This is a genomic window from Polystyrenella longa, assembly GCF_007750395.1.
GTDB classification, from domain to species: domain Bacteria; phylum Planctomycetota; class Planctomycetia; order Planctomycetales; family Planctomycetaceae; genus Polystyrenella; species Polystyrenella longa.
The window spans coordinates 742585-768435 of the sequence record NZ_CP036281.1 but is presented as its reverse complement, the minus strand read 5'-3'; the positions used below and the strand labels follow the sequence as shown (position 1 = coordinate 768435).

Annotated in this window: 30 protein-coding genes; 8 read left to right on the top strand and 22 right to left on the bottom strand. The window is 49.9% G+C overall.

Features of this window, described 5'->3' with window-relative positions:
* Window positions 1-19: 19 nt before the first annotated feature.
* From Pla110_RS02835 to Pla110_RS02755, 17 genes are all read right to left on the bottom strand, one after another.
* Window positions 20-865, bottom strand: coding sequence for a fumarylacetoacetate hydrolase family protein (locus Pla110_RS02835; protein ID WP_197440462.1), 846 nt, complete (start codon window positions 863-865; stop codon window positions 20-22).
* 258 nt (window positions 866-1123) lie between these two features.
* On the bottom strand, window positions 1124-1435 hold the full coding sequence (locus tag Pla110_RS02830; protein WP_144992966.1) for a eukaryotic translation initiation factor eIF-2-beta/eIF-5 family protein: 312 nt from the start codon (window positions 1433-1435) through the stop codon (window positions 1124-1126).
* Window positions 1436-1504: 69 nt separating this feature from the next.
* Entirely contained in the window at window positions 1505-1765 is a 261-nt protein-coding gene (locus Pla110_RS02825; protein WP_144992964.1) for a hypothetical protein, read from the bottom strand.
* A 75-nt stretch (window positions 1766-1840) separates the two neighbouring features.
* Window positions 1841-3076 carry a hypothetical protein gene (locus Pla110_RS02820; protein WP_144992962.1) on the bottom strand — a complete coding sequence of 412 codons (1236 nt, stop codon included), beginning with the start codon at window positions 3074-3076 and terminating at the stop codon, window positions 1841-1843.
* Window positions 3077-3220: 144 nt separating this feature from the next.
* Window positions 3221-4144, bottom strand: coding sequence for a lactate/malate dehydrogenase family protein (locus tag Pla110_RS02815; RefSeq protein WP_144992960.1), 924 nt, complete (start codon window positions 4142-4144; stop codon window positions 3221-3223).
* A gap of 201 nt (window positions 4145-4345) precedes the next feature.
* Entirely contained in the window at window positions 4346-5284 is a 939-nt protein-coding gene (locus tag Pla110_RS02810; protein ID WP_231742896.1) for a class II aldolase/adducin family protein, read from the bottom strand.
* 59 nt (window positions 5285-5343) lie between these two features.
* Window positions 5344-5631, bottom strand: coding sequence for a EutN/CcmL family microcompartment protein (locus Pla110_RS02805; RefSeq protein ID WP_144992956.1), 288 nt, complete (start codon window positions 5629-5631; stop codon window positions 5344-5346).
* 24 nt (window positions 5632-5655) lie between these two features.
* Window positions 5656-6300: a hypothetical protein gene (locus Pla110_RS02800; RefSeq protein ID WP_144992954.1), complete on the bottom strand. Its 645-nt coding sequence runs from the start codon at window positions 6298-6300 to the stop codon at window positions 5656-5658.
* Between the two features lie 29 nt (window positions 6301-6329).
* Complete coding sequence (locus Pla110_RS02795) at window positions 6330-6587, bottom strand: EutN/CcmL family microcompartment protein (RefSeq protein WP_144992952.1); 258 nt, start codon at window positions 6585-6587, stop codon at window positions 6330-6332.
* A gap of 58 nt (window positions 6588-6645) precedes the next feature.
* On the bottom strand, window positions 6646-8076 hold the full coding sequence (locus Pla110_RS02790) for an aldehyde dehydrogenase family protein (RefSeq protein ID WP_144992950.1): 1431 nt from the start codon (window positions 8074-8076) through the stop codon (window positions 6646-6648).
* Window positions 8077-8151: 75 nt separating this feature from the next.
* Window positions 8152-8676, bottom strand: a complete 525-nt coding sequence (locus Pla110_RS02785) for a hypothetical protein (protein ID WP_144992948.1) — start codon at window positions 8674-8676, stop codon at window positions 8152-8154.
* A 2-nt stretch (window positions 8677-8678) separates the two neighbouring features.
* Complete coding sequence (locus Pla110_RS02780; RefSeq protein ID WP_144992946.1) at window positions 8679-8990, bottom strand: EutN/CcmL family microcompartment protein; 312 nt, start codon at window positions 8988-8990, stop codon at window positions 8679-8681.
* A 37-nt stretch (window positions 8991-9027) separates the two neighbouring features.
* The gene (locus Pla110_RS02775; RefSeq protein WP_144992944.1) at window positions 9028-10221 is read right to left on the bottom strand and encodes an acetate/propionate family kinase; all 1194 of its coding nucleotides are present in this window, start codon (window positions 10219-10221) and stop codon (window positions 9028-9030) included.
* Between the two features lie 99 nt (window positions 10222-10320).
* A complete protein-coding gene (locus Pla110_RS02770) occupies window positions 10321-10593 on the bottom strand; it encodes a BMC domain-containing protein (RefSeq protein WP_144992942.1) in 273 nt (90 codons plus the stop codon).
* A gap of 167 nt (window positions 10594-10760) precedes the next feature.
* Window positions 10761-11054, bottom strand: a complete 294-nt coding sequence (locus Pla110_RS02765) for a BMC domain-containing protein (RefSeq protein WP_315851440.1) — start codon at window positions 11052-11054, stop codon at window positions 10761-10763.
* A 150-nt stretch (window positions 11055-11204) separates the two neighbouring features.
* Window positions 11205-11921 carry a phosphate propanoyltransferase gene (gene pduL / locus Pla110_RS02760; protein WP_144992940.1) on the bottom strand — a complete coding sequence of 239 codons (717 nt, stop codon included), beginning with the start codon at window positions 11919-11921 and terminating at the stop codon, window positions 11205-11207.
* Between the two features lie 64 nt (window positions 11922-11985).
* Window positions 11986-12753 carry a DeoR/GlpR family DNA-binding transcription regulator gene (locus Pla110_RS02755; RefSeq protein ID WP_144992938.1) on the bottom strand — a complete coding sequence of 256 codons (768 nt, stop codon included), beginning with the start codon at window positions 12751-12753 and terminating at the stop codon, window positions 11986-11988.
* 416 nt (window positions 12754-13169) lie between these two features.
* On the opposite strand from Pla110_RS02755, the gene Pla110_RS02750 reads away from it, so the two are divergent.
* The 3 genes from Pla110_RS02750 (at window position 13170) to Pla110_RS02740 (ending at window position 17081) form a co-directional block, all read left to right on the top strand.
* A complete protein-coding gene (locus Pla110_RS02750; RefSeq protein ID WP_144992936.1) occupies window positions 13170-14009 on the top strand; it encodes an MBL fold metallo-hydrolase in 840 nt (279 codons plus the stop codon).
* Between the two features lie 1084 nt (window positions 14010-15093).
* A complete protein-coding gene (locus tag Pla110_RS02745) occupies window positions 15094-16266 on the top strand; it encodes a DUF1559 family PulG-like putative transporter (protein WP_144992934.1) in 1173 nt (390 codons plus the stop codon).
* Between the two features lie 422 nt (window positions 16267-16688).
* Window positions 16689-17081, top strand: a complete 393-nt coding sequence (locus Pla110_RS02740) for a hypothetical protein (protein WP_144992932.1) — start codon at window positions 16689-16691, stop codon at window positions 17079-17081.
* Window positions 17082-17395: 314 nt separating this feature from the next.
* Here Pla110_RS02740 and Pla110_RS02735 read toward each other — a convergent pair whose 3' ends face one another.
* The 4 genes from Pla110_RS02735 to Pla110_RS02720 all read right to left on the bottom strand — a co-directional run bounded on the left by Pla110_RS02735 (window position 17396) and on the right by Pla110_RS02720 (window position 21476).
* Window positions 17396-18784 carry a porin gene (locus Pla110_RS02735; protein ID WP_144992930.1) on the bottom strand — a complete coding sequence of 463 codons (1389 nt, stop codon included), beginning with the start codon at window positions 18782-18784 and terminating at the stop codon, window positions 17396-17398.
* Window positions 18785-19190: 406 nt separating this feature from the next.
* Window positions 19191-20144: a signal recognition particle-docking protein FtsY gene (gene ftsY, locus Pla110_RS02730; protein ID WP_144992928.1), complete on the bottom strand. Its 954-nt coding sequence runs from the start codon at window positions 20142-20144 to the stop codon at window positions 19191-19193.
* Between the two features lie 199 nt (window positions 20145-20343).
* Window positions 20344-20832 carry a DUF423 domain-containing protein gene (locus Pla110_RS02725; RefSeq protein WP_144992927.1) on the bottom strand — a complete coding sequence of 163 codons (489 nt, stop codon included), beginning with the start codon at window positions 20830-20832 and terminating at the stop codon, window positions 20344-20346.
* Between the two features lie 65 nt (window positions 20833-20897).
* Window positions 20898-21476 (bottom strand): DJ-1/PfpI family protein, encoded by a 579-nt coding sequence (locus Pla110_RS02720; RefSeq protein WP_144992925.1) that lies wholly within the window; start codon window positions 21474-21476, stop codon window positions 20898-20900.
* Between the two features lie 231 nt (window positions 21477-21707).
* On the opposite strand from Pla110_RS02720, the gene Pla110_RS02715 reads away from it, so the two are divergent.
* The 5 genes from Pla110_RS02715 to Pla110_RS02695 all read left to right on the top strand — a co-directional run bounded on the left by Pla110_RS02715 (window position 21708) and on the right by Pla110_RS02695 (window position 25154).
* Entirely contained in the window at window positions 21708-22331 is a 624-nt protein-coding gene (locus tag Pla110_RS02715) for a hypothetical protein (protein WP_144992923.1), read from the top strand.
* Window positions 22332-22766: 435 nt separating this feature from the next.
* Window positions 22767-23546 (top strand): hypothetical protein, encoded by a 780-nt coding sequence (locus tag Pla110_RS02710; protein ID WP_144992921.1) that lies wholly within the window; start codon window positions 22767-22769, stop codon window positions 23544-23546.
* 354 nt (window positions 23547-23900) lie between these two features.
* A complete protein-coding gene (locus Pla110_RS02705) occupies window positions 23901-24176 on the top strand; it encodes a hypothetical protein (RefSeq protein WP_144992919.1) in 276 nt (91 codons plus the stop codon).
* 111 nt (window positions 24177-24287) lie between these two features.
* Window positions 24288-24794: a hypothetical protein gene (locus tag Pla110_RS02700; protein WP_144992917.1), complete on the top strand. Its 507-nt coding sequence runs from the start codon at window positions 24288-24290 to the stop codon at window positions 24792-24794.
* An 84-nt stretch (window positions 24795-24878) separates the two neighbouring features.
* Entirely contained in the window at window positions 24879-25154 is a 276-nt protein-coding gene (locus tag Pla110_RS02695; protein WP_144992915.1) for a hypothetical protein, read from the top strand.
* Between the two features lie 79 nt (window positions 25155-25233).
* On the opposite strand, the gene Pla110_RS02690 is transcribed toward Pla110_RS02695, so the two are convergent.
* Complete coding sequence (locus tag Pla110_RS02690; RefSeq protein WP_144992913.1) at window positions 25234-25779, bottom strand: hypothetical protein; 546 nt, start codon at window positions 25777-25779, stop codon at window positions 25234-25236.
* Window positions 25780-25851 lie beyond the last annotated feature (72 nt).

Genomic DNA, 25851 nt, shown 5'->3' with positions numbered 1-25851 from the left:
ATCTGTGGTTCCAAACAGACTATTCGTCAACTACCGTATTCCGTAACACGCCAACTCCTTCGATTTCGACTTCCACGACGTCACCTGATTTGATGACGTCTGTTTTTCCGGGAGTTCCTGTGAAGATAAGATCGCCGGGGTGCAACGTTGTATGCTGACTTATGAAGCTGACGGTGCTGGCGACATCGTGAAGTAGCAGGCTGGTTCGTTCTTCCTGGACGACTTTGCCATTCAGCTTGAGCGTCATCAACAGGTCGTCATAATCGAGGCCCGTGACGATCCATGGACCGCAGGGGCTGAATGTATCGGACGCTTTCGCCCGCCACCATTGCACGTCTCCCTTCTGCCAGGCGCGGGCACTGACATCATTCCCACAGGTGATCCCCAGGATGTAATCTTTCGCATCTTCCTTCGACACATTTTTCGCTTCTTTGCCGATGACGATCACCATCTCCGCTTCGTAATGCACGGGAGCCGACTCCGGAGGAAGTTGAATTTCTCCATCAGGTCGCTGCAATGAAGAATAGGCCTTCAGGAAGGGTTGCGGTGTTTTGAACTGTTCGGGAACTTCGCCATCCAAATGACTTTTATAGTTTCCAGCCATCGCGAAGATTTGCTTCGGTTCCGTGGGCACCAGCAGTTTGACATCTTCGAGTTTCATCAAATAGTCGCTACGTTTCCATTCACCAAATATGTCTCCTTCGATTGCGAGGATCGACTCCCCTTTAACGAGTCCGTATCGAACCTTACCCTTGTATTCAAATCGGGCAATTTTCTGCACTGTTTCACTCTCAGCATAGAGAGATGCCATTGTGGTGATCGCGAGTAGTGTGCACAGCGATAGCGTAGTGAGCGGATTAGACATGGATGGCTCCTGTTAGCGAGAAAGAATAAATGGCAAACGGAGGGGGGATCTACCATAACATAACAGGAAGGTTTGAATACAGCCGTCCAATCGAATTCAGAGAGTGGAGGCATCTGGATCGCTTATTTTGATCCGAGAATGTTTATTTAGAATTATCGAGAACGCATCACATTTGATCATGGCGTTTTCTAGCGACGCAAAACCACGTTTTCAAGATTTTTCTCTGACAAATGCCGTTACACTTATCTTGGACAAGATCTAGCTCGTAATTAAAGAAACGATCTCCAGGAAAGCTTCCGCGAGACAACTGAAGATCGCGAACACCATTAAAAGAGCGAAAAAGATCATGATGGCTCCTCCGATGTTCTCGAACCAGGTCGCGGGTTTCGGGTCCTGAACCTTGGCTCCGCATTTCGGACATTTCAATACGGAAATTCGCAGCTTCACTTCGCAGTTGGGGCAGCGAATATATTTTTCTTCACCACCATCGGAGCCGATGTAGTCCGATGAAGAAGTCCAATCATTTCCTTCATAGCCGTATCCCACGCCGTGCCTTTCGCTTGAACGCATCAACAAAAAAACCTGACCCTCTATTTTAAACAGAGAAACAGGCTTCCGTGAAGCAAATTCAGCATTGATTTAAAAGACTTGCATGACCGTCAGTACGAACACGACGGCAATGATGCCCAGTAAACCGAGCCAGCGGAACCAGGAGGCATTGAGCAGTGATGGATAAGTCCGGTCGGAGTCAAGAATGAAGTAACCGCAGTAGGGGCAGACGTCGACGTCTTCGTAAATCATCCGTCCGCAATCGGGACAGGCAATCTCCCGTTCATCATCCTCATTATCGAGGGGAACGTCATCCTCGTCTCCGTAGATCTCGTCATCTTCATTGTACATATCGGACTCTCACTGGAAATCGTTGCAGTAGTAAGAGTCTCATCTTAGCGGCAGACGATTCGTCCGGAAACCCGATTATCCGAACAGGTTCGCGAGGCGATCCTGATGATACTTCAAGCGTTCATCAGAACTCATGCTATTAAAATCGGGAGCGGAAGCAGTCTGTTTCTCGACTGACTTTGCTGCCGGTTTCGCTACCGGTTTCTCTGTCGGCTTCCAAGTCGCGGCTTTGACACTGGCCAGTTTGGTCGACGATTTGGGGATACTGATCGTCGTTCCGCTACCACCATAACTCATTACAGAAGTCTGAAGCGTCAGGTCTTCTTCCAATGTCCGCCGTGGTTTGATGTTGAGTTTTTCCAGAACGCCATGATACGCTTTCACCGCCTCAACCGGTTCGATCAGACCATCCGCCAGATGACGCAGGAACTGGATGAAGGCAAGTTGATGTTCGGCCTGGTTGATCTTACGACCGAAGAGTGCCGCGCGGCCACCATATTTTTTGGCTTCATGTAGCAAAGTAAACGCGTCGAGTGTCGTTCCGGCTGCCCCACCCAGTACACCGACAACGAGGTGCGGATCGTAAGCGACAAGTTCTTCCATTGCCTGGGGCCCATGATAGACCATCTTCAGAAAGACAGGTCGGCCCTTACTGGTCACTCCCCCGAGTGTGCGAACGATTTGATCGTTGATAAATCCGGCGACCTGTTCAGGAGGAACGGCACCGGGCAAATTTGGATCGAACAGTTCCAGGAAATGTCGGAACCCTTTTCGTTCTGCTTCTTCACGGAAGAGCTTGTATTGTTCCAGTGCGTGCAGATCGAGATCGCGATTATTGTTGAACGTAATCGAATAGAGGGCGAGATCGACTCCCCGTTTTCGTTCAGCATCGGTCGGGTCGAGCTTGCCACTCATCATGTGATCGATGGATGCGGACCGAAATGGAAACGACGCTTCCTGAAAGGCAGTACCACCCCGTGGAATATGGACGTCGGTGGTATCGTTGCCCCGAGCCGCAGGCGTGAGTAAAGAATTCTCAAACAGCTTTTCTTCAATCGCCAGTTTTTCCGCCGTGGAAGCGGACATCAGGACGATATCTACAATTCCCTGCGCGATGACTTCGCGAATTTGATCCCGATATTCGCCTAAGGTCTTATTGCGCACTTGACCAGTCGCCGGATCGACATACTCTCCCGTCGCGCTCAACCCGAACGCCATGTCGGCATCTTTGGCATCAGCGATGATGAATTCCTTAGATCCACTTGGATCGTTGTGGATGGAATTCAGTTTTCGATCAAGACTCTTTTGCATGAATCCAGTTTCTGGTTTTGGAAAATTAATTATGAACGGGAACCAAGACGGTAAAACTTATCTTCTCTCATTCTATATGATAAGTCAGGTAACTCTTGACCTACTTTGCGAACATCAGCTTATTACTCTTACCTGCCGCTACGGTCATAAAACCTTATCGATCGTTTCTCGCAGCACTTTGCCGGAGTTCTGAATGCCTCGGATCTCTTTAGGCCATAGTTCGACTTCGACCTGACTGAGCACACCGGCCCGACCGATGACGGTGGGAACCGAGAGGCAGACATCGGAAATGCCATAGGCTCCGTTTTGCAGAGACGAAACAGGCAGAACGCGACGTTGGTCGAGAGCGATGCTGTGAACGATATCAGCAATCGCGACACCGACAGCAAAACCCGCTCCCCCTTTTTTCTTGATAACTTCCGCTCCACTTCCACGTGTTTTGGATTCCACTTCGGCGAGCAAGGTAGGAGTCACACCGGGGTATTTATCGATGGGCAGACCGGCGATTTGAGCGGCAGACCAGACGGCAACCATACTGTCACCATGTTCGCCCAACATCATCGCGGAGACTTGTGTCGGAGGGACGTTGAGTCGATTCGCCAGGATACCGCAGAACCGCGTTGTATCGAGCGCCGTTCCCAAACCAATCACCTGCGAACAGGGAAGGTCCAGTTCTTTAACGGCCAGATAGGTCAGCACGTCAACTGGGTTAGAAACGACAAAGCAGATGGCGTCTTTTTTTGTGCCATGTGATTTGATGTCGACCAGAATCTTTTTAAACAGCTCGACGTTCCGGTTGATCAAGTCGAGACGGCTTTCATCCGGTTTACGGCGAAGACCGGCCGTAATGACGATGACGTCAGAATCTTTCACCTGCTCGGTGCCGCCTGAAACGATCACCTGGTCCGACAGTAACGAGCTTCCATGAAGCAAGTCGAGAGCCTGACCTTCGGCGACGTCAGGATTGACGTCAATCAGGGCAATCTCGCGAACGATCCCGCCAGCCTGCAATGCAAACCCGGCACAGGAACCGACCAATCCACCACCACCAATAATACTGACTTTCATGATACTCTTGTTTCTATCTCGAAGTTAGGTGTTATGCCAGGTCAAGCATCGTCCGACTCGTGTCTGATCAATATCGCCTGATTAACTAAGAGCAACGTCGTTTGTTTCGTCGCTGCCCGCCCCGGACAACTCTTCGAGATTATCCGGGCTACCCATTTCTTGTTTTGTTTCTTCCGTGTAGTTACGTGTCTCCACGAACCCTTACTTACGGGCGTCCAACGCAGCCATGACCTGGCTGGTGATTGCCTGGACCAGTGAGTTCATATCCTGTCCGGATCCGTTATTAGCTGAACCGTTGCTGGCTGAGCTGTTCACCGGAATTCCTGAAGCCGCATTCTTACCAGCGGGTGCCTGCAAGTATCCGGGGTAACTGGGAGCCGCCTCGAAAGCACGCTGAACGGGGATTTGTTCGTTGTACCCATCACGGAAAGCACTGTTTCCACACAGGTCACAATCTTCGGCGTGGAACCGGGGATCGTCGAAACCCAGTTTCTTTTTGAGGTCCAGCAGTTCCCGCTGTTCACCTTCTGAGAAGTAGTTGATTTTCCCAAGCTGTTTGGAGAGCAACAGAATCCGGCAGTAGGCATCCAGGATTTCCGTTTTCCAGTAAGCGTCTTCCAGGTCTTTCCCGAAAGTCACCGTACCATGTCCGGTCAGGATGATCGTGTTCGTTGATTTCAAGAAAGGTTTCACCGTGTCGGCGAATTCCTGTCCACCAGGAGTTTCGTAAGGAGCCATAGGAACTTCGCCCATGAAGACTTCGACTTCCGGCAGCACACACTGAGGAATCGGCTCGCGAGCAACAGCGAAGGCCGTTGCGTGTGGTGGGTGACAGTGAACGACTGCTTTTACATCGGGACGTTCTTTCATGATCGTCAGGTGCAGCAGAATCTCACTGGTTCGTTTCCGTGTTCCAGCCAATTGGTTTCCGTCCAGGTCGACCATACAGATGTCTTCCGGCTTCATGAAACCTTTGCAGATCATCGTGGGTGAGCAAAGGACTTCGTTTTCACCAACGCGGATACTGATGTTTCCATCGTTCGCGGCGGCGAAGTCTTTATTGTAGACCCGGCGACCGATCTCGCAGATTTGCTCTTTGAGTTTGGGGTTGTTGAACTTGCTGTTCCACTGATTCGACATGGTCATGACCTTTTCTTATTTATTGGCTTTTCAAGCAATCGTGTTCGGTTCAGGTTGAGTTATTTCGATTCAACTTCAATGTGATCGAGTATGGCTGCCGCGTAGGCATCAATTGGTTTTTTGTCTGGATGAAAGGGAGCCGCCGCTTCGCCCCCTTCACTGACGGCAATCCGGCAACCGGCATTGCAGCCGATGTCGTCGTAGACGACAAACGGTTCCCCGCGTCCTGTTTTCTTTCCCTGTAACCCTTCTTTCGTCAGCGGAACCGCTAACACCCACCGGCCCCCTCGCAACGAGGAGTGAGGTTGAGACAAGGTTACTTTTCCTATTACTTCCGCGATTCGCATCGCATTACGTCCTAAAAAAGTTCGCTAACTGAGAGCACGCCATAACTGGCGAAGCTCCATGTAGCTTAAGTTCTGAGGATCGAGACAAACCGCATTCGGTTGAAGACTCGTTTTCAGTTGTTTCATTCTGTCGGCGGACAAGGTCGCCACCGCTCTCACTTGATGATTCCGATTGGCAAAACAGGCCGCCTCTTCCGGTCGGTCTGTTAAGATCACTACGCCAGAAGCTTCTCCGCGACAGAGAATACTGATCGTTTCCGTGACGGCAGAATCGACATCATTCGCCTGTTGTCGATTCCAGTTCGTGGACCGACTTCGTTCTAACTCAGGCCAGCAACTTTCAAAGGCAGAAGCCGATTTCACGACCAATACCTTCCAGGTTTGAATGCCAGCAGTAGTGTTGGAACCGTTGTTGTTTTCTGATTGAATCACGTCAATGTGATTCTGCCGAAGGTAATCGCGTCCCGAGGGAGTCACGATCGTGCCCGGCAGTTGTTGGACGACTTTCACTTGTGCAGGAACCAGGTCCTCCAGCAAATCGGCTGTCCATAACTTTTCCTTGACCAGGAAGACTGAAGGTGATGACAACGTAACCGGGGCTGCGGTCGGCTGCAGCTGCTGCAGGACCCCCTGAACGATGTCATTAATCAGGTTCTGGTCAACGTTCATGAATTCGTATCTGTTTCGTAAGGCGGACTTCAATTGTCCGCCAGACCGAGAATGGCAAACCGGGCGGGAGTGTTATCCGCCTGGAGCATCTCGGCAATCAGTTTACTGTCTGAAGTCAGTAGCACCCGGTCGCCAACGCGGCTCCCCAGAGAATCGAGTACGATGATCGGATCACCGCCCCCTTTCCCTTTGGCATCGAGCACTTCCACGATCTTCAACCGGCACCCTTTCAGAGTGTCGTGCTTGATCGTCGCAGTCGTTTGGCCGATGACACGGGCAAGTTCCATAGGATGATTCTTCAGGTACAGTTTGTTTATGTAATAGTGTCAGGTTCAATTAATTGGATTAAATGATGCGAAGATCGTCCACCATCACACAGCGACGCTGACGAGTGAAGGTCAGCGGATTGGTGACCCCTTCGCCTGTGGGAGTCGCGATGCTGAAGGAAAGGTAGCCTTCGCCCCCTAAGCCTAATCCCGCACTACAAGGTCCGTTTTTAACGAACAAGGTTGAGTTCGCCCGACGTCCCATTTTGGACATGTTACGAACGTTGCGAGAGTGAATAATGGCGGTGTGACCAAATCCATGTTCGAATTCGACCGCGAGATCAATCGCATGATCGGCGTTACGAGCCCGTACGAACGGAATAAAGGGCATCATCTGTTCTTCGGGAACGAATGGATTGTTGGTATCCGTTTCACCGTAGATAATTTGTGTGTCTGCCGGAATGTTGAGTCCGATCTGTGCCGCGAGCCAGGAAGCATCTCTTCCGATGAAGTCCCGGTTCAATCCCCAATGTCCACCCGCTTCTTTGGGAGGACTGAAAGCGAGTTTCGTCAGTTGGGCGACCTGGTCGGCATTCAGACGGTATCCACCGTTACGGCCGACCGCTTGCATCAGGTCATCGAAGATCGACTCCACGGCGAAGACTTCTTTCTCGCCGATGCACAGCAAGTTGTTATCAAACGCGGCACCCGTCACGATGCTGCGTGCGGCGTTTTCGATATCGGCAGTTTCGTCGACGACTACGGGAGGATTCCCCGGTCCGGCGACAATCGCTCGTTTTTTGCTGGCCAGAGCAGCGCGGGCAACGCCCGGTCCCCCCGTCACGCACAGTAGTTTAATGCCTCGGTGACTGAAGACCTGCTCGGCTGTTTCGAGAGTCGGCTCACCGATGATGGTTACCAGGTTGTTGAGGCCTGTCGCTTCGTAAATTGCTTTATTAAACCGGCGAACTCCTTCGCAGGCGATTTTCGCTCCGCTGGGATGAGGATTGCAAACAATGGTATTCCCTGCGGAAACCATACTCACAAAGTTCCCCGCAAGAGTCGGTAAGGAGTGAGTCACGGGAGTGATCGCTCCGATAACACCAAACCCGGCGTATTCAGTAATCGTCAAACCATGGTCGCCCGTTACGGCGTCCGTTCGCAGGAATTCAGTTCCGGGAACATCTTTGATGATCTGCAATTTGGCAATTTTATGTTCCAGCTTGCCGATTTTGGTTTCTTCGAACTCAAGCCGTCCCAGTTCTTCCGCCTGACTGTCACAGATGTGCTTGACGATGTTGATCGCTTTATTGCGAGTCTCCATCGTAGCTTCCTGAAGTTGCTCGAAGGCAGCAGTTGCTGCAACAACAGCCTCGTCGACCGTCCGGAAAACACCCCAGTTGCCGGCCGCTGCGCCATGGGCGGAAGGGGCAGCTACGGGGCCGTTCCCCAGTTGCGCCAGCACTTCTTCCACCACTGATCGAATCGCATCCGCAGTCGCTTGTGTCATGGTATGGTCTCTCGTAGTTTTGTTTTAAGTAAATGTGTCTCGTGAATCGTCCGAGTCAAATCAAGGAGTTGATTCTTAGCGGTTCAAGTCAAGTTGTGTCAGTTTGTCTTCCACCCAGTTATCAATTTTAAATCGGGAAGGAAAACTGATAATCATCAGGAACAATAATCCCATTGCCACATAAAGAAGCAGCAGGTTGCCCGTAACGAAAAACATCGTCAGGGTGAAGAAACCTGGCCCCTCCAGCAGAGCCCCTCTAACAATCGCCAGAGGTTGATACGACATCCACAATCGAGCTTCCTGTTCCTCCCGATCAAGATGTTTGATCTGGGATAACGTCGCCTTGGGCATCACGACTCCCACGACCCCTCGGGCAACAATGCACATAGATGAAAACGCGATTGCAAACAGAAACATGAACTCACTTGGATCGGTTAAGAGTTCTTTATCCCCCATTGCCAAAAAGAGAAATATCCCGCCTGCGGTGACGAATCCCATAATCAACGCGGCAATGATGACCTGAATCGTTCGGGTCTGATTTTCTTTTTCGGCTTCCGTCGGTGGAGCCGATAGCTGTAACTGACTGCCTTGCATACTCATCCTTACTCGCTCCCTTTAAACACCGTATTCCCTCCCACCTGCACCGTATCAACAATCCCCACGATGGCGGCGTCAACCGGTAGATGTTTGGTTTCCTTCGTGAACCGGGCACTGGAACCCTGAACGCATAACACCACTTCCCCCTCACCTGCACCTAACGGGTCAACCACCACGAAGGTGCGACCAGTGGGTTGCAGATCAGATTGATCTTTCTCGTTTACCCGCAATGGTTCGACGATGAGCAGTTTCTGCCCGGTCATCACTTCGACTTTGTGCGAAGAAACAAGACTGCCTGTAATGCGTGCCAGGAACATGGTGACTCCTCTGATTGCTTACACAACCAACTTAGGACTACTTCTGATGTTGTTCGAGAGTTTCGACTGTCTGTCGAGCGACAACCACTTCTTCGTTTGTCGGAATAACCCAAACCTGGGTTTTGCTCTCTGGTGTAGAGATGCGGCATTCCTCAGTTGCAGACTGGTTCGCGGTTTCATCCAGTACAATGCCTGCCCATTCCATATTGCGGCAGACCTGCTCTCGAATTCGTTGACTGTTCTCACCGATTCCACCCGTGAAGACAATCGCGTCGGCCCCTCCCAGAAACGCGAGATAAGAACCGAGATACTGTTTGATCGCAGCGGCGAACGTGTTCAAAGCCATTTCGGCTCGAGCATGCCCTTCTGCTGCTGCTTCCTCCAGATCACGAACATCGCCACTTAAGCCACTCAAACCGAGCAGCCCACTTTTATTGGCGAGGTCCTCCAGTAACTCTTCGAGCGATTTTCCTGTCGCTCTCATTAACACGGGAAGAGCAAACGGATCGAAGTCACCCACACGATTATTGTGCGGCAACCCGGACTGTGGGCTCATCCCCAGACTGTTGGCCATCGACTTCCCATTCACCAGAGCAGAAAGCGAATTGCTTCCGCCGAGATGACACGAGACCACCCGGAGGTCATCCCGTCCGAGAAGTTCACCAATCCGACGACCGATGAACCGATGGCTGGCTCCATGGAAACCCCACCGTTGAACTTCGTATTCTGTTTTCCATTCGTAAGGAACGGCATACAGGCGATGTTCTTCCGGCATCGTTTCATGAAAGGCCGTTTCGAGCGCGGCCACGAGTGGAATCTCGGGGAAAGACTGCATCAACTGCCGCATTGCGGCGGCGTACGGTGGATTATGAGCCGGGGCAATATCGCCCAGGTTCTCCATCGCTGTCAGCAGTTCTTCATTAACAATCCGAATACCACTTAACCGCCCAGCAAAGACTGCCTTGAATCCGATAGCCGACACTTCGTCGACCGAATCGAGACAACCCGTTTCTGGAGCCGTTAACTGTTGCAAACAGATCCGCACCGCCTCCGCATGGTTGGCGATGTTTTCCACTACTTCTTCCCGGTGCTCTCCGATCTCGACAAAACAGTTGCTATCGCCTAGACCGATCCGGTCAATGCCCCCCCGCGCGAGCTGTTGCTCACTCGGAAAATCATACAGACGATATTTAAAACTGGTTGATCCCAGATTGGCGACGAGTACTTTCATTGAGCTGATTCCGTGCTCCGGAGTAATAGTGGTTGGTTCCGTTTGAGACAATTGATGACAACAGTCCGCTGACGCTCGACCTGAATTGATCCTTCGGGATTAACCGATGAATTTTTCGATCAGGTTTGCTTCCGGACGAGGAATCATGTGAGCGCTGACGAGTTCGCCACACTGAGAGGCCGCAGCCGCTCCGGCGTCGACAGCAGCACGGACAGATCCGACATCACCTTTAATGACGGTTGTAATGAACGCGCCACCAATGTTGATCTGCTTGACCAGTTGAACGTTGGCTGCTTTCAGCATAGCGTCAGCAGCTTCCATCTGGGCAACAAGGCCCTTGGTTTCGATCAGGCCGATTGCTTCACCCTTCATAGGACGAAATTCCTTTATAGTTTTCGATGTGTGTACCAGGTTCGATCGGAAATCGAACGTGAGTTGTGAATCCAGGAAATCAGAGACGTCTTCCGGAGTGCCATTCCGCTTATCGGGAGTTTGCACCATGACAGTCGTCTCAACTAAGAGTTATCAAATCAGACCCATTACTTGGCTTTAGCAGCCTTGGGAATGACAGAATCAAGTTCTTCGTGCGGACGGGCAATAACCTGCACGCTGACGACTTCACCGATTTTGGAAGCGGCGTTTGCACCCGCGTCGATGGCTGCTTTCACGGCGGCAACATCACCGACGACGAAAGAGGTCACCAGACCAGAACCGATTTTTTCCCAACCGACCATTTCAACGTTTGCTGCTTTCAGCATGGCGTCGGCGGCTTCGATCATACAGACGAGACCTTTGGTCTCGATCATTCCCAAAGCTTCCATAGTTTTAGCCACAGGATTTTCTCCCACTAAAGTTAAGTAATCAAAAAGTTATTTACTCTGCAGATGCAGAATCAAATGTATTTAAATCCATTCCGACAAATCAGACATTGTCTGACAATTCTTCCGAGATGAATGAACATCTCAGAGAAAGTTTTGCTTCGTTTAATGTTTGTGTTTGCAGGCACAGGGCTCTTTTTTGAGCAGTTCGACTTTCGTCGCCCGGTCCAGATTGATGGCGTTACCTTCGTCCGTATCGAGGTGAACTTCGAGCTTGATGTCTTTATCCGCTCGGACCTGCAAGTCTTCGAGGACGGTTGTGCAACCTTCCGACTCGACTCGCAGATTCATCTTTTCACCATTCTCTACGCCATAGTATTTCAGATCAGCCGGACCCATGTGAACATGTCGCATCGCGCGGATAACGCCTTGTTTCAGTTCGACCACTCCCGCAGGGCCAACCAGTACACAACCAGGTGTTCCCTTGATGTCGCCACTGACACGAACAGGCAGATCAATCCCAAGGGAGATACCGTCTGTAAAAGCGAGTTCAATCTGGGAGTCGCCCCGACAAGGTCCCAGCACGCGAACATTAGGAATCATGCGACGGCGCGGGCCGACAACAGCGACGGTTTCTTTCGCGGCATAATAACCATCCTGATAGAGATCTTTATCGATCTCCAGTTCCGGTTTGCCGAACAGAATTTGAACGTGCTCGTCGGTCAGGTGAACGTGCCGGGCGGAGATATTCACCACCAGCGGATTCGGCTTGTCAGCAGGCATCGCCGGGCTCGTAACTTGTCCCGCCAGTTTCTGCGTCAACACGTCACGGACAATTTTCTCAATCGAGTCACGACTGTAATTCATGGTGGAAGTGGTCATATCCGCTACTTCTATTTCTGAATTGGTTACGCTTGTTTGGTTACGCTTATATTATTGAGAGTGCTTAAGACTCTTTTTTGACATCCACAATCGTCAGTTCGATATTCGCTCGCTGGAGAATTTCGATCCACTCATTTGTAATTCCGGAATCGACAACCATGTGATCGACCATTTCCAGTTCGCACAAATGGACTAATGCCGACTTGTTAAACTTGGAACTGTCTGCCACCACCATGACTTCATCAGCAGAGGTCAGCATCGCCCGTTCGGTCGAAACGAGCAATGCGTTACTGTTGAACAACCCTTTGCGGGTAATTCCCCCGACGCTGATAATCAATCGTCGAACGTGTATGTTTTCCAGACTGGCGGTCGCCTGAGGCCCCAGGGCCACGCCGGTCTTGGGATAGAGGTACCCGCCCAGTATCATCAGCTCGATCAACGGTTGATTGACGAGCAGATTCATGATCGGTAACGAATTCGTCACCACCTGAAGCGGTTTATTCACCAGATGGCGGGCGACTTCGAGTGTCGTCGTCCCCCCGTCGAGCAGAATCGCCTCTCCCGGTTCAATGAGATTGGCTGCCGCTTCCGCGATTTTCTGTTTCTCCAGTGAAGCTGTGGAAATCCGTTCTTCAAATGAGGTAATCGATTCCCCCACATAAGCCGCCCCACCTCGGGTACGACGGATCTGTTGGCTTCCATCGAGAAACTCTAAATCACGGCGGATCGTCGACTCGCTTGCCCGAACCAGCTCAGCCAGTTCATGCAGGGAGACAAACCCTTTTTCTTCCACCGCGTGGAGAATACTGCTTCTTCGTTCAGCAACCAGCATTGGTTGTTCCTCTATCTTGTAGACATCCTGTGAAGATAGTATGCGCTGGTAACCTTTCACGATCAATCATTTTCTTCCATTAATATGCATGTTAATGATCTTTTAATCAAGCTAACCGACGGTTAACACGCACAAACATTCATAATATTCCACAAACATGGTACAATAGGAATTTTACGACTTAAGGTAAAAATCAGACCGACCCTTCTAGTGACAGATTTTGACGCTTTCTGGAACATCGTATGAAACGTTCAGAAAGGCAGACAATCCCGAAGCTCAGAGAGCAGAATCATCACAAATCCCGTCCCACGCCAAATTTAAGGTGAGCCTGCGGCTGTCATCCCCCTCTACGTTGGGTAACCTGTACGTCCTCGGTCAAACCCTTTATCTATTGCACCTAATACCGACCCTCTCCCATGCTCGAAAACCTGCCCCTCAAGTCCATTCAGTACAAAGGCCTGACAATCGAGGGTTATTCCCGCGCGGCGGTGCAAAGCTACTGGAGAATCCCCGAGCTCAAACTCGGCTTCGACATGGGCGGTTCCCCCTGGTCCTTCATGGGAACTCAGACCTTCTTCATCTCCCACGCCCACCTCGACCACATGGCAGCCTTGCCCGTGTACGTCGCCCGGCGACGCATGATGAAGATGGATCCGCCGAACATTTACATTCCGGGCGATGTCGTCGAACCGGTCCAGCGGATGCTCAAAGCGTGGCAGAGGCTCGATCGAGGTCGGATGCACTGCAACCTCATCGGCGTGAATCCGGGCGATGAAATTGAACTCTCACGCGAGCATGTCGTCACCGTTTTCGAGACTAAACATACCGTCCCCTCGGTCGGATATCTCGTCTGGGATCGTCGTCGCAAGCTGAAAGAAGAATACATAGGTCTTGCAGGAGATAAAATCCGCGACCTCCGGTTGAGTGGCACCGATGTCACCGAAGAGACGCGCGTCCCTCTCGTCTGTTACACGGGCGACACTGCCCCCGCTGGGCTCGACAATTACCCGCCCGTCTTCGACGCCAAAGTTCTGATCACGGAGCTGACCTTCTTCCGCCCCGAACATCGCCGCGAGAAGATCCACAAGTTCGGTCACATGCACCTTGACGACTTCTACGAACGCGCCGACAAATTCAAGAACGACCTCCTCATCCTCGCGCACTTCTCCACGCGCTACCACGAACGCCAACTCGAAACAGCCCTCAAAAAACGCCTCCCCCGGGAACTGCAATCAAAGATTGAACTGTGGCTGTGAGACGTCCTGAAAGCTGGGGCCTCATTTCACGGACTTACTGATATCCAGCGAGTTGCTCGTTTCGACTTTGATCCCATTCAACCGTGGACAATCCGGTGGGAGATGAAGAAAGCCAATGTCATCTCCGAACTCGGCAAGGAGTTCTTCGCAAGCGGTTTGCTGATCTGTTGTTGAGATTTTCAATTGCAGCAATGGATGATTTCGGGGCGATTTAGGGCCACAGAGCTAATTTGCTCTTCGCCGAGATTTTCCATAACGAGCCCGTCTTCATTTCCACTCGCAAGCACGTAAACCAACTCGAGAGTGCATTCCATTTAACCGTAGAGGCTATTTCAAAACCCGGTTGTGGTTGTTCTTGACGCTACAAATAGAGAGTGAATTTTACCCATCAGAGGGTTTTGAAACTGCTTATAGCGTGTCTTGGCGGCGTAGCCTGCTGATTTTAAGGCTTTTTCGGGACCGATAGCCGCCACGCTTATCTTGGACAGGATCTAACGGCCCGCAATATATATCCAGCAGAAACCGCAATCGAAGATTGAGTTGTAATATTAATCCTTGCCTACGGCCAATAGCGACATAGCCAGGAGAAATAATATTTACTCGCGATACGTTTAATAATATGATCTGAATCCTAAAATACGAGACATAGATATGGCTCAACTGAACGGCAAAACATGTGGGATGTTGAGTTAGCCGAAAGCCTTAAAGACCTTCGCAACCAGACTATCCCGAAGACATGGCACCTTAAACACCAGACGTAACTCTATTACGTTAATCTAGATAGATATCTCACGTTTTCTTAACAATGCGTATTTTCAAAAAAATTTCTGAAACCTTGGAATTTTCAGAAATTCTTTTCGAGTTTGCTGATTTTTTTTGTTAGCGTAATAGGTGTCCACCCACGTCTATTCTGACTATTTATGGACATACACATCCCAATTAGTGAGCAGCGATCTCTAATCGTCTCACTACCAAATCATAATTACATTTGATTTTACGGGAGCATTGCTCCTTTCACTTTCAATATTTTCTCTTTTCACTTCTTTAGTTTTCTTCAAGCTTCCTTTTCTGAAAGGTTTATCAGATGTGTAAACACGCTCGCGCCATGCGACCCGCAAGTCGAAGAGGTTTTACCCTCATTGAGTTGTTGGTAGTGATGGCAATCATCTCCATCCTGATTGCACTACTTCTTCCCGCCGTGCAACAGGCCCGAGAGGCTGCCCGTCGTACCCAGTGCCGCAACAACCTGAAACAGTACGGTATTGCGATTCACTCTTTCCATGATCTCTACTCGAAATTGCCTTATTACGACCGTTCTCAGCCCGCCGGTGACGGTTATCATTACGCCCAAACTTGGGTCGGCATTGATTTGCTCCCCTTCATCGAAGCAAACAACATCTTCAAAACGGCGGATGATGATGGGACCTTCCTCTATTCCGACTGGTATAATGTAGGGCCTGAAATCACTAATACTCAGTTGGCCTTCGCGAGATGCCCCTCTTCTGCTCAGGCTGATGCGATCCAAATTAATATCTTGCCTGAAGTACGACTTTGGGCCCCCATGACTTATGCCTTCAGCAGTGGTGCTAACCTCGCCCCATGGTGTACTGACTTCAGTGGCAACGATGAAGATGCACCAAGCAGCTATAAAGCTGACTGGAACTCAACTGCGGAGAGCGGCTCCAAATCAGGTTACATCAACCCGCCGAACGAAGCTCTACTCGGACCCTTCATGCGTACTCGAGCATTCAGGCTTGGCCAGATCAAAGATGGTACCTCCAACACAATATGTATGGGCGAAGCTACCGGTGGCCCGGAATGGCCTATCTGCCATGGCAGAGATTGTGATGACAGCCAAACGTATGCAAACTTGAATGGAACATCTGACGTCTACCTGGCTGATTTTGGATGGGCAACTGCCGAACCAGGAGCCACAGATACTGAAGCAATTGGGTATATTACTTCCAGTGGGATAGCGAGTACTTTCTGGGAGTTCAATCGTAACCCTGTCATCGACAACATGATGGCTACAGCCGCAGCGGGCGCAAGCCGTGACAATGGCGATGTCATCCGTGACTGTGACAACGTCGAGCATGTCGTCGGTAACTTCCGCAGCCCGCATCCAGGTGGCTGTTTCTTCCTGCTGTGTGACGGTTCCGTACAATGGTTTGGAGAAACTATGGATGAATCCATCCGCATTGCTCTTGGTACCGTCAACGGTGGCGAAACCTTCAATATGGGTTCAATCGTTGACTAGACCCCTTTTATTAATCAAGCTTTCTCGATTTCTATGAAGCTTTGATAACAAGAAGGCTCTTCAGGAATGGATAATTTCCGAAGCGACCACAAATTGACTGGTCAATTTGTGGTCGCTTTTTGCTTTATACGTAAATCAATCTACGATCTTCTGTGATTCAATCAACTCCGGTTGCAGTTCTGCTAATTCGCGTATGAATTCACAGGCCTTGACAGATAACTCCTATTAAAACGGCGACTCAATGGGAGTATTTTCTAATATCCGGATGTCTTCAATCTGAAACAACGGAAACATCAACTGGCTTCAAGATGGATTATCACGACATCAAGCTGATATCAGGCTGGTAAATACATCAGACTCGATAGTGAAATCCTAAACATGCGATTTCTATTATCTACAATTCATCAAGTTGGGAACTACTGATGTCAAAACAGACAATACAGTATGCGGTGCTCGGCATCGCACTTTTACTTATTACAGTTTACCTTCTTCTATATTTTCTAGGCTTCAATCAGGAACGACCTGGCGTTCGGTATACTGCTGGTACCGGAACTCCCATCGCATACGATATTCATGCACCCGAGAATAAAGACGATAAGCTAAACAAAATCACAGACATGGTTCTCGGTGAGGACATGGGCAGAGCATATCTCGGGGCGGTGGCCCTTGGAAGAATGGGGGCTGATGCGGAACCAAAGCTTAAACAACTCAAGCTTCTAAAAGATCACCCGAATGAAAATGTACGTGGGGCAATTATCAAATCGATCGAACAGATCGAAGCTGACATTGCCAAGCAATCGGGCGGTGGTGGCTAAATCTCTTTCACATTGCATTTAACTTTGGCTTCGCCCCCTCAATTCAGGTAAGGCTGAATACCAAATTGTTAATCAGGATGTGCCTGAACCTCTTCCCGAGTATCGCATGGCTCACCTAAACAAAAAAAACGCTTCCCGTTTCTTGCGAAACGAGAAGCGTTTTGGGATTCACAGTTTGGCCTGAAGTCTGCCCCCGAAAAGGCAAGTCACAGGTGAACACCGTGAGGGGTATCGTCACCAGGAATTAAATCCCGGTCTTCTCTCGAAACCGGGGTGGGGTTAGCCACAGAAGGTTTCGAGATTATAAGTAAGTCTTAGTAGGTCCAGATAACGTCTGTACCGAAGGTGAACTGGCTTCCGTCTGCACCGTCGTCGTAAGGACGAGCACCGTTGTCAGCCCAGTCCCAGCGAACTTCAGGTCGGACAGTCAAGCATTCGCGAAGTTTGTGATTCAAGCCAGCACGCAGCACGTAGTAGTTAGCTGCTCCGTTTCCAATCTGTGAACCGTCATCATCACGGAACCACTCGTAGTTCAAGCCAACGCGGTTGTTGTCATCCAGGTCGTAGAAGAGGTACTGGTTAATGCCGTACCATTCAGTCGACTGCTCACCCGCAACCAGACCATTCTGCTGGCCACGGTCGTGTTGGAAGACGTAAGTCAATTTATCAGAAACTGCCTGGGTCAGGACGATGCTGTACATGTTACGGTGCGATTCGTCGTTGCCAGAGAAGTTCACTTCGTCACCAGAGACGATTGCGAAGGCGAGTGAAGTCGCTTCGCTGTCGCTCGTCCAGGTGATTCCACCGAGGAAGCTGTTCGAGGTGTACTCATTTTCCCAGTCGTCCCATCCCGTTACGATACCGGCAGTCACATTGATGTTGCTGGTAAGGTCGGTGTTCATTTTGACGCCGGTGTGAGTAAACGGCTCGCCGTACAGCATCGTGTAGGCATGTGAGTAGAAGAAGTTATCCGGTGCGGTAACCACTTCATATCCGATGATGGTGTAGAAGTGACCCACATCCACAGTCACACCGTTTCCGATGGGAGCGTAGAAAGAGGCGTACAACTGTGGCATGGCAATACCCATGTTGTCGATGTCGCCATCACTGTTGTCGGTCCAGTCATTATCGAAACTTCCGTCTTTACCACCGAAGGTAGACGTGTCGTCTGAGTCGTGACCGAAGATGAAGTCAACCTGACCACCCCAACCGAATTCATCGGCGTTGGCAGCAGCATCTTTGCTCAGAATGAAGTAGAGCTGGTTGAGCATCAGATCGTTCGCACGGTTATTAAAACCGACAGGAGCGTTCGTATTGCTCTGAGCCGGGTTGAAAGTAATACCCGCTTCGACCCAACCAGTGAGGCTCAGGCCGTTGTCTTCCATCCAGTTTCCACCACAATCATCATCGAACGCACTCATCAGTCCGGTGCAACCATCGCAGGATGATCCGCAGCAGCCAACGCCACAGCTATCAACCGTTGAACAGCAAGCACCTGAGTAACAGGGTACGTCGAGGTTTTTTAATTCTTCAGCAGCGTCGCTGAAAATTTTCTGACAGTCATTGCAGTCAGTACAAGCAGAGCCGGTGCAGCAAGAGCTGTCACCAGCGAAAGCGGGAACAGACAACATCAGGGCTAAGCCACCGAATGTCCATATTCTTCCGGCTTTCAACATCCACGTTTTGATATCGAATTTCCGCATTAAATTAAACTCCTGATCGGTAACTCCTGAATCGCACTCCTGAAAACTCGATCAATAAGGTCACTGCCGACAGCAGTAACATTATTACCTTATGAATTGGTTTCAAATGAGATCGAGTTTCTCGGGGCTGTCTGTTTAAACCAGCCGGGAGACGATGAAACAGACAACACCCTTTTGTTTCTTGAGCGCCTTCAGGGTGAGAGGTCTCTGGTGTTTCTATCGACAGGAGCAATCAACAATTCTTACCGATTCGGAATTGGAACGCACAGTCGTAAAGAGCGGAACTCTTTTACAGACCGACACTTCCTAGCAATCCCCCCTACTTTTCCACATCCACATAAAGTGTCGCATTTCAAGCCACGACACAACAAACGAGGCAGGAGTGGTAAACTTTGCGGGCGAGCAATTAAGCGACGTCGCCTCGATCAAACAGTGCATCCACAAACAGCGCGGGATTAAACACCTGGAAATCATCGATTTGTTCGCCTAATCCGACAAATTTTACTGGGATTCCCATCTCCTGACGGATCGGAACGACGATTCCGCCTTTGGCACTACCGTCCAATTTCGACAGAACAATACCCGTACAATTCGCGTACGAACTGAAATTCGAAGCCTGGCTGATCCCGTTCTGGCCAGTGGTCGCATCGAGCACCAGCAAACTTTCGTGGGGCGCTCCGGGGATCTGCTTTTCGACCACGCGGACAATTTTGCCCAACTGGTCCATCAGGTTCGTCTGTGTCTGCAATCGACCGGCGGTGTCGATAATCACGATGTCGGCATTTATTTCTTTCGCCAGCTGGCAGGCTGCGTGAGCCACGGCTGCCGGGTCGACTCCCGATTCTTTGGTAACGATTTCACAACCAATGCGCTGCGACCACATCGTTAATTGCTCCACTGCAGCCGCCCGAAATGTATCCGCCGCAGCCAGAACCACCTTTTTACCGTTCTGATGCATATAGTTCGCCAGCTTGGCAATCGACGTCGTTTTACCGACTCCGTTGACGCCCGTCACCAGCAGGACCGTCGGGCCTTCCTCCGCCATATTGATCGGCGACATGGGGTTTTCAATTTCCCATTCCGTTTCGCCATCGCCTGTCAGAATGTCTTTCAGCTTACCCCGGATTGTTTCCCAAAGCTCATCCAGAACGATGGTACGCCCCAGATGTTTCGTGCGCAGTTCATCCACGATCGCCGTTGCTGCTTTGACACCCATATCGGTACGGATCAGATCAGCGAAGAAACGCTCGAGCTTCTCTTCATCCAGGATTTCCCCCGGTTTGAAAACGTCGCGAACGTCGGTGTTCAGAATGTCTTTGGTCTTCTTCAGACCTGTCTTCAGTTTATCGAACCAACCCATGCTATCACCGTCTGAATCGGTACCGGAGTACCGTTATTGAAGCGTTACTATATAGTGGAACCGCAGCTCATTATGAAACACGGGAGATCCCTGTATCAAACACGGAAAATCTCAGTGCAGCGCGTGCGGATAACTCATTCTGCGAAGGAACAGAATCTTACGCTTTGACTGAACACCTCGCAAGGAAGGCCCCTGCCCTTCAAGTGTGATCTTGCCGGGCGTTCTGAGGAGCGGGAACCTCCGCTGGCGATTTCCTCCCGGTCCAGGCACCGGCGGCCAATAAACCCCACCCGATGATCATCAGAACTCCGCCGATCGGGGTGATCGCCCCCAGCCAGGTGATGCCAGAAAGTACGAGCACATAGAGACTTCCGGAAAATAGGATTATCCCAGCCAGAAAGCACCAACCCGCCGCTGAGACCAACTTGCACGCTCGGAATCCCAACAGAAGACCGACGGCGATGAGCCCCAACGCATGATACATCTGGTAGCGGGCCCCGACCTGAAAGTCGTTGAGTCGTTTATACGCGAGAGGATGTTCCCACCCAGCGATGACGACGGCGGGTTCCCCTCCATATTTCTCCGCACAAAACCCATCCATTCCGTGTGCCGCGAACGCGCCGGTGATCACTGCGATTCCGGCGAGAATCGCTCCCAGAGCAATCCAGCCTGTGCCATTTTTATTCATTACAAACCTGTCTGTCGTTTATGCAGGAGAGTTGATTCATTTCGAATTGGAATTCGCCTTCACACTCAAAGGCTGATCTTCCCACCCATCACTCCAATGAACTTCGCCAGCCATTCAGGATGCGCGGGCCAGGCGGGCGCGGAAACCAGGTTGCCATCCACATAGGCCTGATCAACGGGAATCTCGACGTATTCGCCCCCGGCCATTTTGACCTCGGGATTGCAGGCGGGGTAGCAAGTTGTCTTTTTCCCCTTCAGCACATCAGCCGCTGCCAGCAACTGTAAGCCGTGACAGATTGCTGCGATCGGTTTATCCGCCTCGTGGAAGTGCCGGACGATTTTCAACACGTCTTCATTCAATCGCAGGTATTCCGGCGCCCGGCCACCGGGTACGACCAATCCGTCATAGTCTTCCGGATTGATGTCGGCAAAGGTGGCGTTCAATGTGAAGTTGTGCCCCGGTTTTTCGCTGTAGGTCTGATCCCCTTCAAAGTCGTGGATCGCTGTTCTGACCTGGTCACCCGATTCCTTCTCCGGGCAGACAGCATCCACCTGATAACCGACCATCAGCAATGCTTGAAAGGGAACCATCAATTCGTAGTCTTCTACGAAGTCTCCGGCGAGAATAAGAATTTTCTTGCTCATCGTTGCTCGCATCCGCTCTGGAAAAAAGAATTCAGGATAGCCACACCGGAATACAGGTCGGGGGGCCTTCAGTCTGAATTATAGCGGAGAGCCTGAATAAGAAAAACCAGCGGCGCAGCGTCATGCCGAGCAGCGATTCAACCTGTTTCTGTCCATTAACTGGACGAACGGGAGTCAGCAGCCCGAAAATTAACAATCAAAAAGCTGTGGGAAGCCTGGCCCCACAGAGAATTGTCTAGCAGGGAATCAGCGGCGCGTAGTAGTGCGATTGACCGATTGCACGACGAAGACTGGTTTGCCCAGCACGTCCTTCATCGAATCATTGAACTGACCTGTGACGTAAATCGCTTCCGCATTTTTCAACCGGGAAAAGTCCTGCGTCGGATGCAGCTGAATACTGCCCCCATTCCGATCACCTCGATCGGGAGTCAAATCATAGATCAGATTCCAGGTGCCGCTATCATCATCGTAGTCAACGACACCTCGGTACCAGCTTTGGAAATTCGAGTCGTAGCCAAACAGCTTGGGATCAAGCTGTTTCGGGTCAATCCCCGTGTTGGCAAACGGATCGCGAATGGCTACCTGATTGTCTGGGCGATAGGTCGGCTGCTGGGAGTTCCGACTATCGCCAGTTTGAAAGGGTCCGAAGCACCTCCGGTTGGAGCACCACCGGTTGAGGATTGCTCACCGAATGGATCGCTTTTGGTCCCATTATTATTTTGCTGGTCCCAGGGATCAGGCACTGCGTCGTTCGAATTCGTTCCACCACTTCCGTTGGTCGCGGGAACAGGTTCAAACCCGGTAGACGAAGGGGGGCTGGACAGGTTCGTTGTCGAACCGGGAGCCGGGCTATAAGCCGCCGGCCCAGAAGGAGGTTGCACGTACGTTGGCCCCGGTTGCATGTACGTTCCATTTTGGGGGAACGCCGGTCCAGGTTGTGAATACGTAGGGGGAACCCCAGGCCCATTGGGCGCATACGGGTTATAAGGATAGCTGTAGCATCCTGCTACCGAGACGACGAGCGCAAGGCACGCGCCGACTCTGCCAAAACGGTTCCACCGTGGCATGAAACGGGTCCTTCCTGAATGTACTTGCCTGAAACAGAAGATTTCCTCAGCAGAAACACGTGGGCATGTGTTAAAACTGAGTGTGGGCGAAATCAAACCTGCTCAACAGGACGTAGAGGTATCACTGAATCGGAATACCGACTGGCGGGGATTTTGACAAATTTACAAAATCATGTAAACCCCGGTTTGAAGCCTGAAAAACAGAGGTGTGCGGGGTTGGGAAATGCTGAATCTTTTTTTGCAATCCACGCTAGGACCTAAACTCAATCCCCTCATGACCAATCTTGTAATATGTGTATCAGACATGACGCTAAAAGACATATCAGTATCACCAGCCAAAGAGATTGAAGAGTTTTTTGAGAATTATTATCGACGTGATTTCATTCATGTTTGTGATGCTTCACTCATGCATTTTGTGGACCATTTGCGACGAGAAAAATTCGACACTGGAAACATTCGAAAAGTGAACATACTGCTTTTCAACAAAACCCATAATTTGCCTTCAACTGAAAACATACATGACTATGGATTGGGAATTCTTGAAATCTTTTGGACAATTGATCTTACAGCTTATTCAAGTTCTTCACCGTACGACAAAAAGTGCATGATCTTGTCCAGCATGATTCAAGCTATGGAATGGCTATCTTCTATTTACGAATGGAATACAAAAAGCTTACGAACGGCCTACCAAAAATGTATTGATGAAGACATGAAATACATTCGCTTATCGAAGACAACTTACGCACATCCTACAAACGAATTTAATGTCAGACTCTTATATGATGTCGAACCTGAGATCACCATTTTTTATGCTGTTTTGTTTAAGCACCGGTCAAAAAAAGAACTTCAAAGGATCAGACTTGGCACCACAGAGTCAAACTGGGGCTGTCTGTTACAACTAAAACAACATGCAGGATGGGTTGATGAGAGTAGATTTAGAATGAAGGTTCGTGATGGACACGGTATTTATTGGGAAGCTGATTTTAGCGATTTCATTACATAAGAAGTGTGGACGGAGAACCCATCGAAGGAACAAGACTTTGATCCCGCTACATGGATGATGATAACGCTAATGGCAATCCGAGGTAATGGCTCGCAAACAAATACTCAACTGCAATGACCACCTGAATAGCTGGCTATACAGGAAACAAAGACTGACAGAATGATCCCACTCTTTATTCCGGAACTGATTTTTTGATAGTGACTTCTAAGTCTTAAGTCTCTCCCCTGACCGGAGATCCCTGAAAGCCACGGTCGAATGGTGACAGTGACGTGCCAGCTCTAATGAAGGGCTGGTCGACTTTCCTAAATAGATTGTCTAGGTGATGAATCAGGGAACATTTACAGGAATATCCTCATGAAAATCTCCTTTGCAACTTTAGCACCTGTTTATGAAGCCTTGATCAGTGGGGAGATGAGTCGAAAAGAGGCTTCCGATTGGGCCATTAAATTAGACCAGGAGTGGGATGATGATATTCATTCTGTTCCATCAACAGTTGATGTTCCCAAATTGTTTAATGCTTTAAACGTTTTAGGAGCAGCTGACTTGAAAAATTCTCCAACCGAGTATTTTTACGAGATAGAAGACTTCATTGACTATTACAACGAACATGTAAAACCTCAGCTCGGTTGATGATCAGCTCTTTAATTCCTCCAGCCCGGCTACCCCCCTTTTTCTGATTCCGCAGTGATCAAAACTGAAGCCAACCCCCGCGCGACTGGCCTGAAACCAAAGGAACTTAACATGGATATCACTGGAGTCTCAAATGTCTTATACACGGACATCAGTCTGGACTCGTTCAGAAAGAAGTCCGTCCAGTATGTTTTGGGTCTATGGCCATCGGTAATTGGGACATTCATTTCTCCAGACAATTCGGACTTAACACTGGTTGCAGATAAGATTGCTGAAAGCCATAAATTATCGGACTCATGGGTCGAAGCCTACTTCTGCCGCGATGACGAAATGGATGAGTTCTGGGAGAACAATGGCTATGAAGTCATGCCTGATGGCGAAGGACCATTTGGCATCTTGCTTTGTGAAAGATTCAAGGGAATATCTACAATAGAAGGATTTCAAGAATCTAAACCTGAGGACGGTACCCATCCCCCAGATCCTTATTCTACGTTATTAATAAGTAATAACCTTTCCGTAATAGATATACTCACCCCTGGTCTGGTGGAAGAAGATCCATTTTCAGAATCAATATTCAAGAATATACTGGAAATAGGGGAGTCACTCATATCTGAATGAATGCCATTCATGAAATCTGTCTCCCATTCCCCCCTGTCCAGAATTCCAATCTGATGAATCAGGGAACCTCAAAGGAACCCCCTTATGGAAATCTCATTTGCAACCTTAGCACCTGTTTACGAAGCCTTGATCAGTGGGGAGATGAGTCGAGAAGAGGCTTCCGATTGGGCCATCAAAATTGACCAGGAATGGGATGAGGGAATTCACACAGTCCCTCCCACGATTGATGAATCGGTTCTGTATGATGCTTTTAATATACTGAAAGCGGCAGACTTCAAGAATTCCCCAACTGAATACTTTCATCCCCTCGAAGATTTTATCGATCATTACAACGAACATGTAAAACCTCAGCTCGGTTGATGATTAGCTCGTTCGAGTCATTCAGGCTGAATTAAAGCAGACAAGCAGGCGTCAGTTAGTCCTCCTCATAGTCCCCCCTTCACTCCGTTACGGTTTCATCTTCCACAGTGCAGTTGCCCGGAATCTTCAATTTATCCCGGGTAATGTCACCGGAGAGATAAATCGTGAGCACCGGGTCGGGGCGCACTTCGGGCCGGTAGAGTTTGATCCCATTCAACGGTGTTTTCGCAACACCATCGTTGAAACTATACGCATTGAATCCGTTGTTCACTTTTAAAAGAGAGCTGAATTCAAATTCAACCGTTTTCAACAGGTCACGCCCTTTTCCGGGACCCTTTTTAAACTCCACCGTATGTTTCTGCATTTTGACGGCGGCGAACTTCTTCAGGATCTCATTCAGCTGATCCACATCTGCCTTAAAATAGCAATATTCAAAGACATTGCCACGACTGCGGTAATGCCGACTCGGGTGATTCACCACTTTCTCCAAATCATCCCAATAGGGATAATTCGCCTCCGCTTGCGGCTTATTGCCAAATTCTTCCGTAGCCAGCGCCCAGGCGTTCGAAGCCATCAGACCACACAGAAACACTACTGGAATTAAAATGCAAGCGAACTTTTTCAATAGTGCCGACCTCCTTCTGATAGAGATATCTCATTAATACTGTATGTGAGAGACTCTAATTTGACGTCGTCT